Origin of the sequence: Sphaerimonospora mesophila (assembly GCF_001417795.1) — a bacterium.
Taxonomy (GTDB): domain Bacteria; phylum Actinomycetota; class Actinomycetes; order Streptosporangiales; family Streptosporangiaceae; genus Sphaerimonospora; species Sphaerimonospora mesophila.
The window spans coordinates 1-14,770 of record NZ_BCBX01000049.1; the positions used below are offsets into that span (position 1 = coordinate 1).

Consider the following 14,770-nt stretch of genomic DNA (forward strand, 5'->3'; position numbering starts at 1 on the left):
AGTAATTCCATCAAATCGGCGGCGATTCGGCGCGCTGTACGTGGGGATACTCCCAGCCTTTTGGCCACGGTCTCATCGGTCAAGCCCCGGCCGAGTAGCCGCAGCACCTCTGCCTCTTGCCTGCTGAGGCCTCGCTCATCGCGATCGTGACCGAGGTTCCACAACGGCACGGAGTTGTCCCAGATGGTGTCGAAGAGAGCACATAGCGCCGCCAGGGTGCCGCTGGCGCTGAGAACCAGGGCTCCGGCGCTGCTGTCCTCGCTGTCTATCGGCACCACGGCGATCTTCCGGTCCATGATGATGAGCCGGATGGGCAGCGAAGGCGCTGTGCGCACCTCCCCGCCGAGTTCAGCCAGCCACTTCGCATAGCTGAGGGTACTGGGACTGTTGCGGACGCTGTCGAGATAGAGGGTTCGCATTCGCACGCCACGCTCAAGTAGGTCGCGATCCTGCGGCTTGGCGGCTTTCATATTCTCATCGGTCTGGCTGCCATCCGGGGCCAGGGCCATCACCTCCTTGCGGATGCCCCTGACAAGGCCCCGGATCCTGTCACGTATCTCCTCGATGCCCTGGAGGCTTTCGATGCCGTCGATGGCGTGTCGAGGCCTGGCCGCGCTGAACTCAGCCGTCAACTGAGCGCCGGCGAGCCGGATCTGCTCGACGCGCTGTTGCTCAGCGGCGAGACGTTCCTGCTGCCGCGCGATAAGAGCTTGGATGCCCACTTCTGGATCTACGGCTCGGAAGCAGGCCGGTTCATCAAACGATGTCCTGACCAGCGCCAGTTCGCTGAGCCTATCGAGCGCACGGCGTAGTTCGACTTCGGATAACCTCAGCATTTCGCGTAGGTCACTCAACCGTGCTTGTGACTGGGCAAGTAGGGCTCGATAGACGGATTCACTGATCTCATCCAATCCTAACGCTGTCAACCCCATACGCTCCCCCTGCGAGTCTATGTGAAATATTAGAACATATATTCCTCTAAACGTGAACATCTGTGCCGGGGGGTGACGGCGTGGCCATCGAGTGGCCGCGTGACCTCTTCCGGTCGCTGCACAAACCGTCCTGACCCTCGGCTTGATGCCTCCCCCTCGCTCATCAAGGCTCAAGGGATGCATCTAGTCCATGTACGTCTGCGGACACCGGATGGTTTCCAGCCACCGGACGACCTGAATGTGCAACTCCTGACGCACGCCATAGAAGGCGAGCAGGTAGAGCACATCAGCATCCACAGGAGCGACGCGCCCTCGCTGACCATCGGTCTGTTCGTGGCCGCTGATTCGCTGATCGCGGCTGAAGCGGTCGCGCTTGCCGTTGTACGGCGTGCGGTGCTACGTGAGCCGGTCCTTTCGAGCAGCCGGATAACCAGCTGCTCGGGCGCCATAGTAGGGGCGTACTTCGATGGCCTGCTCGGTTCCCGGGACGGCGATGGACGGTCTATGCCACTGCCGTATCAGGACACCGAAGAGAGCTGACACAATCTCCATTCAGTATGAGACTGGATTTATCGGCGAGTTCAGGAATTGGAGAACCCGAAGCGTCGCAGGAGGTAGAACGAAGCATCGGGTTTTCATAATTGAAAGCTTCTCGTCGGCCACATCAAGTTCTTTTGAACAGGAGGATCGCGTCGTGTCTGCTGTCTCTCGGGATATCACCCAGCTCATGGTGATTACGATTCTCGCCGTCTTCGCAGTCCTGGGGGTCCGTGCTCTGGCAGCCGTGGGCGGCACCCTGGCAACGGCTACCGGCTCCATCCTGGCCGCCGCATCGACCCACGACGGTACTGCCAGGCCGATGTCCACCAGCAACTCAACCGGATGGCAGTGACAGTCGCCATCTGAGGCGATGCAGCTGCGCTGCCGTCCTATTCCTCACGGAAACCGGAGGAGATGAGGAGAGGGAACGGCGACTGCCCCGAAGTAACAGCGACAGGTCGTCCGACTGGCAGTGTGGAGAGCGTCGCATGATGACAAGAAAGGCCGATCAAAAACAAGCGAAAAGGTCTTCAGTGTGACCAAGATATGTGTTATCGGGGAAGGTCTGGTCTTCGTGCACGGGTTAGTCGATGTCCTTTCGGATCACGGCTATGACACGGTCTACGCCGGTGGTGCCGATGCACTAGGAAAAGCAGCCCTTCAGCACTCGCGAGCGGACATATTCCTGCTGGAATTCAGTCCGACCAACGCAGTTACCATAAAGGATCTGTCCGCTGCCATAGCCGCACGCGGTTCCGTGGTCTTGTTCGTGACTGCCGGCGGCGGTCTGTGTGACGAGGCTCGCCGGCTGCTGGGCGTAACCGTTGACGGTGTCATCGAGTGGAGCGCGACGATCGACGCCTTGGTGGAAGCGGTCAGCGTCGTCGCGCAGGGGGGCCGGTTCTCCCGTGAGGGAGTTGTGTCCGAACCCCCGCGCACTGTCGGCATATCGGGCCTATCCCCGCGTGAGCTGCAGATACTCCGCCAGGTTTCACTCGGACTCACGCACGGCCAGGTTGCCCGCGCGTTGGATATCAGCAAACATACGGTCGACACGTATGTAAAGCGGATACGGTCCAAATTAGCGGTCGGCAATAAGGCGGAGTTGACCCGAGCGGCGGTGCTCGCATCCGCCATCACGGCGGCTTCCGGACCTTGACCTCTATGACTCAGCGGTTGGCCGGGCGCTGTGAAGCTCTCCGCCGGCCGGAGATTTCTATCTGATCGTCCTGTTCATTCATCTGCGCGGCGTGGGGTACCGCCCGAGGCACTCGGGTGGGCGGAGGCTTCCATGAGTCCGCGGGGTGGTGCGGTCACTCCTTCCCGTGTCGGCGGGACGCGTCTTCTCTGGTCACGTCAGGGCGGGCAGGGCGCACAGCCGCTGCCTGCGAGTCAGGAAGGCGTCCTTCCAGGGCCAGGTGGCGCTGATCTTCAGGATGCGGCGGCGGGTTTTATCCTCCGCTGTGGGACCGGGGTGTGGTGCTGGTCCAGCTCGCGGTGGCGATCGTGCTGGGGGCGACGAGCATGCGGCAGGTCAGCGTGCCGGCCCATCAGGCCGAGGTGTTCGGGGCGCCGCCGTCGGACTCGACGGTGCGCCGGACCCTGGAGCCGATCGGAGCCGATGCGGTGCCGGCCAGGCGGATCGCACGGGCGCGGGCGAAGGTCCGCAAGCACGTCTGGGCGTTGATCGAGGCCACCGAGACAGGTTTCCCCTGGCTGGCCGTGGCGGGGAAAGTGCTGAGTGGGTGGGTGGTCATCGACATCGACGCCACGCTCATCACCGCGCATTCGCCCAAGGAAGGCGCGGCGGCCACTTCTACTCCGCTGGGGGCCTGGTGTGCCAATACCGAGGAATCGCTGGCGATGCTGCTGCGGACGGGGTCGGCCGGGTCGAACACGGCCGCAGATCACCTGGAGGTGCTGGCCGCGGCGATCGAGCAGATCCTGCCCGGTGGCGGACCAAGCTGCTGATCCGCATCGACGGCGCGGGCGCCACCCACGAGTTGCTGGAACGGTTGCAGAAGCTGAACACCACGCGGCGGACGGTCCGCTTCACCGTCGGATGGACGATCACCGATGTCGATGAGACGGCGATCGCGGCCCTGCCCGCCGACGCCTGGGAGGCGGCGCTACGCCAGGACGGCACCGTGCACCCCCACGCCGGCGTCGCCGAGCTGACCGGCGTCAACGCCCGCCGCCGACTGGAAGGTGCGCCTGCTGGTCCGCCGGGTCAAACCCTCAAGGAGGCACAAGGCCAACCTAACGGCGTTGGAGAAGAAAACCGGGTGGAAGTACTCCATCATCGCCACCAACTTCGGCCCGCGAGGGATGCGCGGCGTGCCCGGCAGCCACCAGGCGCAGTTCATCGACGTACTCCACCGCTCGCACGCGGCCGTGCCGGGCAGGACCTCGGTGGTGGGACCGATACGGGTCAGGGGCGGTCCCCAACACCGAAGGGCGGAAGTCCCCTTTTTATGGGACTCGCGGCGCCTGCATCGAGGGTGCAACCATCAAGGCACGAGAAAGAAATCGGAAAGGAGAAAGAAATGGAAACTCCGTTTGGCATGACGGTAGCGCGTCGCGATGACCAGGGTGACAAGGGTCGGCTCGACGGTGAGACCGCCGGTTCCTACAACGCGGACGAGCAGGTGTGGGTCGGCGGGCCCAACGTGACGGCCGGCACCCCCGGCTGCTCGGGTGTCTCCATCGGCGTCGGACCCATCGAGATCAGTTACGACCGAATCATCGACATGGGGCCTCCCTGCGTTTTTGGCTGAGTTCAACGCGTCGGACGGCCGGATTCTGGTCTTAGTATGCGGTTCTTCTGCATCCGTCTGATCCTTTGGCGAATCAGGCCAGAGATATAGCGGTTCCCGAGCAGTGGTGTGGGCACGGCAAGAGTCGTGCCCACACCAACGCGTTATCGAATCACAAAGCATCTAGCTGTCATTCGCCGAGCATCTGACGGACAGGGACAAGACGTGGCCGGAAACCAAATAGTCATCTTCACTAATTCTCGCGACGAGCATGCCGACGCCTTGATCAGGACCCTTAACGGTTGGGGACACGAACCCTTTCGCCTGAATACAGACGATCTACCCGCAAATGCCTATCTGGATTTCTCGCTTACAGAAGGTGGCTGGAAAGGGGGTATCCGGTTGCGCACCAATGGTCGCCGCATGCATCTGGAGGAGGTGAAATCTGTATGGGTGAGGCGGCCCTTGTCGTACAATTTTGGAGTTGAGCTAGGGCAACCTGAACACCAGTTCGCGTTTGCGGAGATTCAACATGCGATGGCTGGATTGTGGGGCTCTCTAGACTGCTTCTGGATGAGCCGGCCCAGTGCGATCCGGGCTGCTTGCTGGAAGGGTGAGCAATTGCAGCGGGCCGCCCGACTGGGATTCGATGTTCCTCGCACTCTGATCACGACTGATACGGAAGCAGTCCGTGAGTTTCATGCGGGCTCCGGCAGACGGATTATTTACAAGAGTATGGCCGGCCCATCGGCATTCACTGATATCTCTGCGCAATGGGTCGGGACGCCCATGATTCTAGATTTCCACACCACCCTTATCGAGGAGTCTGAACTGGAGAGGATCGACAATGTCGGCCTGACGCCTTGCCTATTCCAGGAGTACGTTGAGAAGGACCTGGAGCTGCGGGTCACCGTCATTGGTGACGAGGTTTTCGCAGCAGAGATCCACTCACAGGTTCGGGATGAGACGAAGATAGATTTCCGGAAGTACGAAATCGACATCCCCTACCGAAAAGCCTGCCTTCCATGGGACGTCGAGAGGCGCTGTCTGGAGTTAGTCCATAGTTACGGCCTGACCTATGGTGCGATGGATCTGATCGTTACTCCGGACGGTCGTTACGTTTTCCTCGAAAACAATCCCGTAGGTCAATTCATGTTCATAGAGCAGCGCGTGCCGGCGCTGCGAATGACTGAGGCGCTCGCCACTTGCTTGATTAGAGGATCTGACGGCCGTGAATGAACATGACATCCTTCCCGCTCTGGTGGAACTCCAACAGCTCAGTGGCAGTCCCACGATGGCTTACATTGTGGACAAGATCGAGGTCACCGATGTGGGCATCGTGTACGAGTGTCTTCGAGCCTTGGGGCGTGTCGAGAGTCTCAACCTGATTCTTTATGCCGGCGGCGGAAATGTGGATGCTGCTCGCCATATTGCACTCCTGCTCCATGAATACTGCGAGGAGCTGCGGATCCTCGTTCCCGACCACGCTCAATCGGCAGGAACCCTGTTGTGTCTAGGGGCGCACGAGCTTGTTCTTGGCACGATGGCACGTCTCGGTCCCATCGACCCCTATATTACGGCTTCTGACTCGCATGCGCCCGGTGGTCCTAATCGTATTTCCGCCGAAGACGTCCGGGCACTCACTGAAATGGCGCGCACCTGGTTCGGCCTCGATGGGCAGGCGGCGGGGAGGCATGCGCTCGAAATGATGAGTCAACGGATCTTTCCGACCACTCTCAGCTCCTTCTTCCGCGCCCACCGAAATATTCGAAACGTGGGACGAGAGCTCATCGCCTACCACCGCTCGGACCTCTCTGCAGATGAAAGGGGTCGACTAGTCGATCACCTTGTAGATGGTTATGACAGTCATACCCATGTCATCACGCCTGCCGAAGCTCAAAAACTTGGGCTGAATGTGGTGGTTCCATCTCTTCGAGAAGAGCAATTGATGTGGCGCTGTCTGCACTCCCTGCACCGATGGCTCAAGGGGGACCTGGATGAGGATGGGCAGGTAATGAAGATCATCGCCAACAGTCAGGGATTTTGTGCTGAACTGACATTGGTCGGGGTGTCGCTTAACTCTCTCGAGGGCCGGATGCCCAAACGTGTCTGGGGTATTGAGGAAAGGTCGGCCGCCACGATCTCCGGAGCGGAGGAGTGATGTGGGAACCAATAGAGGTCTATGGCCTGCTATTCAGCCGAGTGGTCGTGGGGATCATTTTCGGAATGGCGGTTTTGGCCAAGGCGAGGGACCTTTCCGCCTTCGAGAACGCCATGGTCGAGTTGATACGACTGCCGTCGAGGTACAGCCGGCTCGTCGCATTGGTAGTCATGGCGGGCGAGAGTGCTGCCGCGGCACTGATGTTTGGTAACACTCTCCTGCTGTCGCTGGGATTCGGTCTTGCTTCGACGTTGCTTCTGGCGTTTACGATTGCCCTGATCATGGCGCTTCTTCAGAAGCGACGGGTCAGTTGTGGTTGTTTTGGAAGCCATAGCCGGTCGATTTCCTTCTATGACGTGATACGAAACGTAGGCGTCCTCGGCTGTGCCCTGCTCGGTACCTTTCTTCTCTCCCTTGGGAGTGGTTCTGGAGGGGGCATTCTGGAAGGAGTCATCGCATCGACTATCGCCGCGATCTTCGTGACGCTTCTGCTGCATCTACGGGAGATCGTGCTACTCGCTCAGCCTATGCCCGGTACAAGCACTCCTTCCACACCTGGAGATCGCTGATGATCAGCACCGCAATGTTCGCCTTACTCTGGTTGATCGTGGCGGCTAATCTGATTCTGACGCTGCGGCTGACCAGCAAGCTGAGGTTCTTGCTCGACCCCTTCGCTGCACCTCCTCCGGTCCCGCTCCCTGCTGTCGGTCAACCGGCTCCGGTATTTTCCGCGCAAACTTTGACAGGTAAAACGCTTTCGCTGACGGAGTTCGCCGATCGATTTATCACGTTAGTCTTCGTGTCACCAAGCTGCTCGACCTGTCGAATCTATCTTCCTTTTCTCGGTCGGCTTCATTTGCTTGCACGCCAGGTCGGAGGCGATCTCGCGGTGGTGGTCTTCGATCAGGGTGCGGGGACACGTCAGAAAGTCGAGCGGATGCTGGAGGAGTTTGAGATAAAGGCCGATACGTTCATCGCTTCAAGTGATCACCCATTGCGGCTGGCGTATAACCCGAAGAGGGCCACTCCCTACTTCTGTCACATAGAGCGTGGCCGGATAGGCGCAACGGGAGGGGTGGGGACCGAAGCATGGCAAGCCCTTGTGCGTAAATGGCAGAATCGTGCGGAGCAGGAACTTTCTCACCTGGAAAGTGCGAGGCATCAGTGACCACTGTAGAAGTGGCTCCTCTGGAGCGGGAGCATAAAGAGCGAGGCCGGGAATCGGAGATCACTGAAGCCGACCAGGGCAGACGAGGGTCGTGGCGGTCGCTGGTGGGTCAGGTGGTCCCGTATAAAGGGATGCTGGTGCTAGGAAGCGCCCTCACCCTAATGGGAAGCTTCGCCGGTCTGGCGATGCCGATGCTGACGAAATCGACGATCGATCTGTTCGGACAGGGGGGTGCTTCCGGTGGCCCGATTTTGTGGCTGTCCGCCGCTGTGGTGATCGGGGCACTGATGTCCGCAGCAGGTCGGTTCCTGTTGGAACGAATGGGAGAAGGCGTCGTGCTGACCTCCCGCATCGACCTGGTGAATCGCATCATGCGCTTGCGGGTTCGCGATGTGGATCAGTTTAAGGCGGGTGACCTGCTCACACGGGTGAGCTCCGACACCACGCTGCTACGTTCCGTCTGTACCGAGGCATTCGCAGGGACAGCAAGCGCCGTTTTCATGTTCCTGGGTGCTTTGGCGATGATGGCGATCACGGATGCGCCACTTCTGCTGGTCACTCTGGGAGTGGTCGTCCTGGTCGGACTGATGGTCGCTCTGGTCGGCCCGAAGATCCGACGGGCAAGCCTGCGGGCTCAGGTGGCACTAGGACGGATGAACTCTACGCTGGAGCGGGTCTTGCAGGCACTTCGCACGGTCAAAGCCAGCGGGGCGGAAGGTCGGGAGATCGCCATCGTGAGCACGGCCGCGAGCGATGCACGCAACCAGGGGGTCGCGGCCATCGCGTGGAAGTCGACGGCCGGCATCGGTGCTTGGACACTGATTCAACTCGCATTTCTCGCTGTTCTCGGGGTGGGTGGAGCCCGAGTGGCTGATGGTTCGATGACGGTCTCCGCATTGATCGCATTTCTGCTGTACCTTTTCTATCTCGTTTCACCCATAGGTCAACTAATATCAAGCTACACTTTAATGCAGCAGGGGCTGGCCGCGGTGGCGAGAATCGACGAAATTAGACGGTTACCGTCCGAGTCGTCGATGGATTTCCCCGGAGTGGATGGCGAACCGCTAGGTGTGATCTTCGATAATGTGACCTTCCGCTATGCGGATAATCGGACACTTGTTCATGACGGTGTGAGCTTCGTGGCTCCTGCGGGTGGCATGACCGCTCTAGTGGGACCGTCAGGGGTAGGGAAATCCACTGTCTTCTCATTGGTCGAGAGGTTCTATGAGCCTCAGGCAGGTGTGATCACCATCGGAGGGCGAAACATTCGTGATTGGTGCTTGGGGGAATTGCGAGCCTCGCTCGGCTATGTGGAGCAGGATTCGCCGGTCCTAGAAGGCACATTTCGGGAGAATCTCACCTACGCTAATCCTGAGGCTACCGATGACGATATTCAGCAGGTGCTGACCAAAACCCGTCTCAATGATGTGGTCGATAGGCTGCCACAAGGTCTCGAGACCCCGGTTGGCAATCGAGGCGTCATGCTCTCGGGCGGTGAGCGACAGAGGATCGCCATCGCTCGGGCGCTGCTGCGCAAGCCTCGCCTACTCCTGCTCGACGAAGCGACCTCGCAGCTGGATGCCGTCAACGAGATGCGATTGCGTGAGGTGATCGCTGAGGTGGCGCGAGATACGACTGTATTGGTCGTTGCGCACCGATTGTCGACGGTCATCGGAGCGGATCGGATCATCGTCATGGAGAGCGGCCGTGTTCGCGGGGCCGGCAACCATCAGGAACTCATGGCCAGTGACGAGCTTTATCGGGAGTTGGCGACCACGCAGCTCATACCTGTCGTCTGATCAGAAGCTGATAGAGGTCACCGTTCCTGGGGGGCAGGGGCTTTCCGGTACGACCGGTGGTGCCCTACCTGTGGGCGGTCACGTGAGGGGCATGCAGGCTGCGGCAGAATTGGCCTATGGCCCTCGACCCGAAGATCGCCGAACGGCTCAAGCGCACACCCGACGGGCTGGTGCCCGCCATCGTCCAGCAGCACGACACCGGCGAGGTCCTGATGCTCGCCTGGATGGACGACGAGGCGCTGCACCGTACGCTCACCACGGGCCGGGCGACCTACTGGTCGCGCAGCCGCGGGGAGTACTGGGTGAAGGGCGACACCTCGGGGCACGTGCAGTGGGTCAGGCACGTGGCGCTCGACTGCGACGGCGACACGATCCTGCTGAAGGTCGATCAGGTGGGGGCCGCCTGCCACACCGGCGACCGCACGTGCTTCGATGCCGATGTGCTCGACTTGACCTCGCCCGCGGTGAACGCGGCCGATCCGGACCCGGGCCGGTGACGGCTTCCGACCCGGCGACGGTCCGTACGGCCCGGCGTTCGCTGATCATCTGGCTCGCCGCCTGCGCGGCGGGCGCCGGTCTCGTGCTGCTGGCGGCCGGCCGCACCTGGGCCACGGCGGCCTTCGGCCCGGAGCAGGGCCGGATCGGCGCGGGCCGGGTCGACCTCACCGGCGGCGATCTCGTGGCCTGGCTCACACCCGCCGCGCTGGCCGCGCTCGCTGCCCTGGCGGCGGTGCTGGCCGCCAGGGGCGTCGTACGGCGGATGATCGGCGTGGTGATCGCCCTGTTCGGCGTCGCGATCATCGCCGGGGCGTGGGACGGCACGCGGGCGCCGACGATCGCCGCCGCGGCCCGCGAGCACATCACGACGGCCGTGGTGTCGTCCTCCGGTTTCGCCACCACCGCGTCGCAGGTCTGGCCGGGGGCCGCCGCGGCCGGCGGGCTCATCCTGCTGGCCGGGGGAGTGACGGCGGCGATCAGAGCCGGGCACTGGCCCGGAATGTCCGGAAAGTACGACCGTCCCGGCGGCGGGGGCCGTACGCCGGGCGGGCCGGGCGGCGGTGAACGGACCGGCGAGCGGGCCATGTGGGACGCCCTCGACGAGGGCGTCGACCCCACGTCTTCATGAGATCCTGACTTTTCGCGCCTTTTGACTTTTACGTAGGTTGTGAAGTCATCGAATGGAAAAAACACAGCTCAGAAGTGGCATCCTGAAATTCATGTGAGCTACGCCATTGGAATTCTCCAACATCTAGGTCACAGATTGTCCGCACAAAGAGCTTTTGTTTAGGATTGCGCCTTCGTGTCGCTATGCTTCCCGCTACCACCTCGTGGCTGTCACGCTCCGGGCGGCCGCCGACACCAGGTGTGACCCGGGTTTGCGCCCGATCATTCCCCTAGAACAGGAGTTCCGTAATGGCATACGGCAGCGACCCGGGCTATCCCGGCGGCTACCCTCCGCCTCCGCCCGGAGGTCCCATGGGGCCGCCGCCCCCGAACAACCACCTGGTCATGGCGATCGTGACCACGGTCCTGTGCTGCCTTCCGCTGGGCGTCGTGTCCATCGTGTACGCGACACAGGTCAACTCGAAGTGGGCGGCAGGCGACTACCAGGGCGCCATGGCCGCGTCGGAGTCGGCCAAGAAGTGGTGGCTGGCCTCCATGATCACTATGATCGTGCTGGTCGTGCTGTGGTTCCTCCTCGTCGTCGTACTCGGGACGATCAGCTTCAGCACCTCCGCCTCGTTCGAGTGATGGCGGACGTCTCCGAGCGGCGCGGCGTGGACCGGGTGCGGTCCGTGCTCGCGCCGTTCGGCGTGGCCGCGGTCACCGCGGCGGCGTTCGCCTACGTCTCGGCCGTGGATCCGAACCAGCCGGGGCACTACCCCACCTGCCCGCTGCTCTTCCTCACCGGGCTCTACTGCCCGGGCTGCGGCACGCTGCGCGCGATGCACGCGCTGGGACACGCCGACGTCGTCGCCGCGATCGGATTGAATCCGCTGGCGGTCGCCACGCTGCCGTTCCTCGTTTTCTGGTGGGCCCGTTGGACGTTACGATCATGGCAGGGACGGCCCGCGCGGACAAGCCTCGCGCATCCCGCGTACCTGTGGGCGTTCCTGGCCGCCGTGATCGTGTACTGGGTGGTGCGGAATCTACCTTTCGGGCGATTCCTCGCTCCCTGAGGCTTCTTTGCAGGGGCCTGACGCGACCCGGTGGCCGAGCGGCGGGCCGCAGACCGATACCATCGCAGGGCAGGATAGAGCAGCCGACCGGAGGGACCCTTACGCCGTGAGCGTTCTCGAGGACATCATCCTGGGCGTCCGGGAGGATCTCGAAGACCGGCAGAAGACAGTGCCGCTCGACGAGCTCAAGGAGCGAGCGGCGCGTGCTCCGCAGCCCCGTGACGCGTACGCCGCGCTGGGCGGCGACCGGGTCTCGGTGATCGCCGAGGTGAAGCGGTCGAGCCCGTCGAAGGGCGCGCTCGCCGCGATCGCCGACCCGGCGGCGCTGGCGGCCGACTACGAGGCGGGCGGCGCCCACGTCATCAGCGTGCTGACCGAGCGGCGCAGGTTCGCGGGCACGCTGAGCGACCTGGCGGCCGTACGGGCCGTCGTCGACGTGCCGATCCTGCGCAAGGACTTCATCGTCACGTCCTACCAGCTCTGGGAGGCCCGGGCCCACGGCGCCGATCTCGCCCTGCTGATCGTGGCGGCCCTCGAGCAGCAGGCGCTGGTCTCGCTGATCGAGCGGGCCGAGTCGATCGGCCTGGCCCCGCTGGTCGAGGTCCACACCGAGGAGGAACTGGACCGGGCGGTCGCCGCCGGGGCCAAGATCATCGGTGTCAACGCCCGCAACCTCAAGACCCTTGAGGTGGACCGCGACGTGTTCGCCAAGCTCGCACCCAAGATCCCGGACGGGATCATCAAGATCGCCGAGTCGGGGGTGCGCGGCCCGCACGACCTGCTGGCGTACGCGCGCGCCGGCGCCGACGCGGTGCTCGTCGGTGAGAGCCTGGTCACCGGCAGGGATCCCAGGGCCGCCGTGAACGATCTGGTGACCGCCGGCGCCCACCCGGCCTCCCGCCAGGACAGCGGGCACGAGAAGCAGGCGTGACGAGAGCGCCGCGCCCGTCCGAACGGCACCGGGCGGAGCGGCCGCGTCAGACGAAGACGCACAGGCAAGGAGGCCATGTGACCGCGACGGAAGACACCCTGCTCACCTCCGCCGATCTGGCGGCAGGCGGGGCCCGCGGCGATGATCCGGACGCCCGGGGCAAGTTCGGCGTCTTCGGCGGCCGATTCGTGCCCGAGGCGCTCATCCCGGCATTGGACGAGGTGGCCGCCGAGTACGAGAAGGCGCGGAACGACCCCGCCTTCATCAGCGAGTTCGACGGCCTGCTGCGCACCTACGCCGGCCGCCCGACCACGCTGACCGAGGTGCCGCGGTTCGCCGAACACGCGGGCGGCGCGCGGATCGTGCTCAAGCGCGAGGACCTGACGCACACCGGCGCCCACAAGATCAACAATGTGCTGGGCCAGGCGCTGCTCACCAAGCGCCTCGGCAAGACGCGGGTGGTCGCGGAGACCGGCGCCGGTCAGCACGGCGTGGCCACGGCCACCGCCGCCGCCCTGATGGGCCTGGAATGCGTCATCTACATGGGCGCCGTCGACTGCGAGCGGCAGGCGCTCAACGTCGCCAGGATGAAGCTCCTGGGCGCCACCGTCGTCCCCGTCACCAACGGCAGCCAGACCCTCAAGGACGCCATCAACGAGGCGTTCCGCGACTGGGTCACCAACGTCGACCGGACGCACTACCTGTTCGGCACGGTCGCCGGCCCGCACCCGTTCCCCGAGATCGTCCGAGACTTCGCCCGGATCATCGGCGTCGAGGCGCGCCGCCAGATCCAGGAGCTCACCGGCGGGCTGCCCGACGCGGTCGCCGCCGCGGTCGGCGGCGGTTCCAACGCCATCGGCATCTTCCACGCCTTCATCGAGGACGAGGGCGTCCAGCTCCACGGGTACGAGGCCGGTGGACGCGGCGCGGACACAGAAGAGCACGCCCTGACCCTGACCACGGGCAGCATCGGCGTGCTGCACGGTTCGCGCACGTACGTCCTGCAGGACGACGAGGGCCAGACGATCGAGTCGCACTCGATCTCCGCGGGCCTGGACTACCCCGGCGTCGGCCCCGAGCACGCGTGGCTCAAGGACTCCGGCCGGGCCACCTACCACGGTGTCACCGACGACGAGGCGATGGAGGCGTTCGCGCTGCTCGCCCGCACCGAGGGCATCATCCCGGCCCTTGAGTCGTCGCACGCGCTCGCGGGCGCGCTGCGGCTCGGCCGTGAGCTCGGCCCGGAGGCGACCATCCTGGTCAACCTGTCCGGCCGCGGCGACAAGGACATGGGCACCGCGATGAAGTATTTCAACCTCTGAGCGATCAGTACCGACAAAGGCGTTTGCGATGACGACTCTCCAGGCGGTGTTCGAGAAGGCGCGGGCCGAGGACCGGGCGGCCCTGGTCGGCTATCTGCCGGCCGGGTTCCCCACCAAGGACGGCGCGATCGCCGCCGCGACGGCGATGGTCGAGGCGGGCTGCGACGTGATCGAGATCGGCCTGCCGTACTCCGATCCGCTCATGGACGGCCCGACGATCCAGGACGCGGTGCACCGGTCGCTGACCAACGGCACCCGCATCGCCGACGTGCTCCGCACCGTCGAGGGCGTGGCCAGGACCGGCGCGGCCACACTCGTCATGACGTACTGGAACCCGGTCGACCGCTACGGCGCCGAGCGTTTCGCGCGTGACCTCGCCTCGGCGGGCGGCGCGGGCACGATCACCCCCGACCTCACCCCGGAGGAGGCCGGGGCGTGGATCGAGGCGAGCGGAGCGGCCGGGATCGACACGGTCTTCCTCGTCGCGCCCAGCTCGACGGACGATCGGATCGCCAAGGTCGCCGCGTGCTGCACCGGCTTCGTCTACGCCGCCTCGCTGATGGGGGTGACCGGCGCCAGGGAGTCGGTCAGCGCCGCGGCGGAGGGACTGGTCAAGCGGACCCGCTCGCACACGGAACTGCCCGTCTGCGTCGGCCTCGGCGTCGGCACCGGCGCCCAGGCCGCCGAGGTGGCCGCCTACGCCGACGGCGTGATCGTGGGCTCCGCCTTCATCCGCCGCCTCCTCGACGCCCCGGACGAGGCGTCCGGCCTCGCCGCGCTCCGCGAGCTCGCCCGCGAGCTCGCCGGAGGCGTACGGCGCTGAGCGCGCGTCGCTGACCGGGCCGGCGTTCCCGATCGGGCCGGCATTCCTGATCGGGAACGGCTTTCGCCGTCAGGGAAAGGCCCTGCTTACCACGCGCTTATCCAGCACATGGTGGGCTTGGCTCCCGGTACTGTTCAGTGGGGTTGCCTAACCGGGCG

General features: G+C 64.0%; 18 protein-coding genes. 16 read left to right on the plus strand and 2 right to left on the minus strand.

Annotated features, from left to right (window positions below; translation table 11 throughout):
- A partial coding sequence (locus AP234_RS28800; RefSeq protein WP_431999117.1) for a helix-turn-helix domain-containing protein occupies positions 1–1,115 on the minus strand: 1,115 nt, incomplete at its 3' end.
- Here AP234_RS28800 and AP234_RS36705 point away from each other — a divergent pair.
- From AP234_RS36705 to AP234_RS38925, 3 genes are all read left to right on the plus strand, one after another.
- Entirely contained in the window at positions 1,110–1,472 is a 363-nt protein-coding gene (locus tag AP234_RS36705) for a hypothetical protein (protein WP_152990665.1), read from the plus strand. The two genes, AP234_RS28800 and AP234_RS36705, sit on opposite strands and share 6 nt — an antisense overlap.
- Before the next feature lie 535 nt (positions 1,473–2,007).
- A complete protein-coding gene (locus AP234_RS35420) occupies positions 2,008–2,631 on the plus strand; it encodes a LuxR C-terminal-related transcriptional regulator (protein ID WP_083502527.1) in 624 nt (207 codons plus the stop codon).
- Positions 2,632–2,948: 317 nt separating this feature from the next.
- Positions 2,949–3,443 carry a transposase gene (locus AP234_RS38925; protein WP_055482905.1) on the plus strand — a complete coding sequence of 165 codons (495 nt, stop codon included), beginning with the start codon at positions 2,949–2,951 and terminating at the stop codon, positions 3,441–3,443.
- A 158-nt stretch (positions 3,444–3,601) separates the two neighbouring features.
- On the opposite strand, the gene AP234_RS38930 is transcribed toward AP234_RS38925, so the two are convergent.
- Positions 3,602–3,838: a hypothetical protein gene (locus tag AP234_RS38930; protein ID WP_055482906.1), complete on the minus strand. Its 237-nt coding sequence runs from the start codon at positions 3,836–3,838 to the stop codon at positions 3,602–3,604.
- A gap of 180 nt (positions 3,839–4,018) precedes the next feature.
- On the opposite strand from AP234_RS38930, the gene AP234_RS28825 reads away from it, so the two are divergent.
- From AP234_RS28825 to trpA, 13 genes are all read left to right on the plus strand, one after another.
- Positions 4,019–4,249: a hypothetical protein gene (locus tag AP234_RS28825; RefSeq protein WP_162492448.1), complete on the plus strand. Its 231-nt coding sequence runs from the start codon at positions 4,019–4,021 to the stop codon at positions 4,247–4,249.
- A 204-nt stretch (positions 4,250–4,453) separates the two neighbouring features.
- A complete protein-coding gene (locus AP234_RS36710) occupies positions 4,454–5,467 on the plus strand; it encodes an MvdC/MvdD family ATP grasp protein (RefSeq protein WP_063843125.1) in 1,014 nt (337 codons plus the stop codon).
- Positions 5,460–6,389, plus strand: a complete 930-nt coding sequence (locus AP234_RS35435; protein WP_152990666.1) for an SDH family Clp fold serine proteinase — start codon at positions 5,460–5,462, stop codon at positions 6,387–6,389. Before AP234_RS36710 ends, AP234_RS35435 begins: the two co-directional genes overlap by 8 nt.
- Positions 6,389–6,958, plus strand: coding sequence for a MauE/DoxX family redox-associated membrane protein (locus AP234_RS28845; protein WP_152990667.1), 570 nt, complete (start codon positions 6,389–6,391; stop codon positions 6,956–6,958). The genes AP234_RS35435 and AP234_RS28845 overlap by 1 nt, the downstream gene beginning before the upstream one ends.
- Positions 6,958–7,557 (plus strand): TlpA family protein disulfide reductase, encoded by a 600-nt coding sequence (locus AP234_RS36715; RefSeq protein WP_152990668.1) that lies wholly within the window; start codon positions 6,958–6,960, stop codon positions 7,555–7,557. The genes AP234_RS28845 and AP234_RS36715 overlap by 1 nt, the downstream gene beginning before the upstream one ends.
- Before the next feature lie 104 nt (positions 7,558–7,661).
- Positions 7,662–9,356, plus strand: coding sequence for an ABC transporter ATP-binding protein (locus tag AP234_RS28850; protein WP_235558426.1), 1,695 nt, complete (start codon positions 7,662–7,664; stop codon positions 9,354–9,356).
- Between the two features lie 116 nt (positions 9,357–9,472).
- On the plus strand, positions 9,473–9,853 hold the full coding sequence (hisI, locus tag AP234_RS28855; RefSeq protein WP_055482913.1) for a phosphoribosyl-AMP cyclohydrolase: 381 nt from the start codon (positions 9,473–9,475) through the stop codon (positions 9,851–9,853).
- On the plus strand, positions 9,850–10,482 hold the full coding sequence (locus tag AP234_RS28860) for a Trp biosynthesis-associated membrane protein (RefSeq protein ID WP_055482914.1): 633 nt from the start codon (positions 9,850–9,852) through the stop codon (positions 10,480–10,482). Before hisI ends, AP234_RS28860 begins: the two co-directional genes overlap by 4 nt.
- A gap of 287 nt (positions 10,483–10,769) precedes the next feature.
- Positions 10,770–11,108, plus strand: a complete 339-nt coding sequence (locus tag AP234_RS28865; RefSeq protein WP_063843126.1) for a CD225/dispanin family protein — start codon at positions 10,770–10,772, stop codon at positions 11,106–11,108.
- Positions 11,108–11,536, plus strand: a complete 429-nt coding sequence (locus AP234_RS28870; protein WP_055482916.1) for a DUF2752 domain-containing protein — start codon at positions 11,108–11,110, stop codon at positions 11,534–11,536. Before AP234_RS28865 ends, AP234_RS28870 begins: the two co-directional genes overlap by 1 nt.
- 106 nt (positions 11,537–11,642) lie before the next feature.
- Positions 11,643–12,467 (plus strand): indole-3-glycerol phosphate synthase TrpC, encoded by an 825-nt coding sequence (gene trpC, locus AP234_RS28875; RefSeq protein ID WP_055482917.1) that lies wholly within the window; start codon positions 11,643–11,645, stop codon positions 12,465–12,467.
- Positions 12,468–12,583: 116 nt separating this feature from the next.
- On the plus strand, positions 12,584–13,789 hold the full coding sequence (trpB, locus tag AP234_RS28880; RefSeq protein ID WP_200926775.1) for a tryptophan synthase subunit beta: 1,206 nt from the start codon (positions 12,584–12,586) through the stop codon (positions 13,787–13,789).
- Positions 13,790–13,817: 28 nt separating this feature from the next.
- Positions 13,818–14,612 (plus strand): tryptophan synthase subunit alpha, encoded by a 795-nt coding sequence (gene trpA / locus AP234_RS28885; protein ID WP_055482919.1) that lies wholly within the window; start codon positions 13,818–13,820, stop codon positions 14,610–14,612.
- The last annotated feature ends 158 nt before the right edge of the window (positions 14,613–14,770 follow it).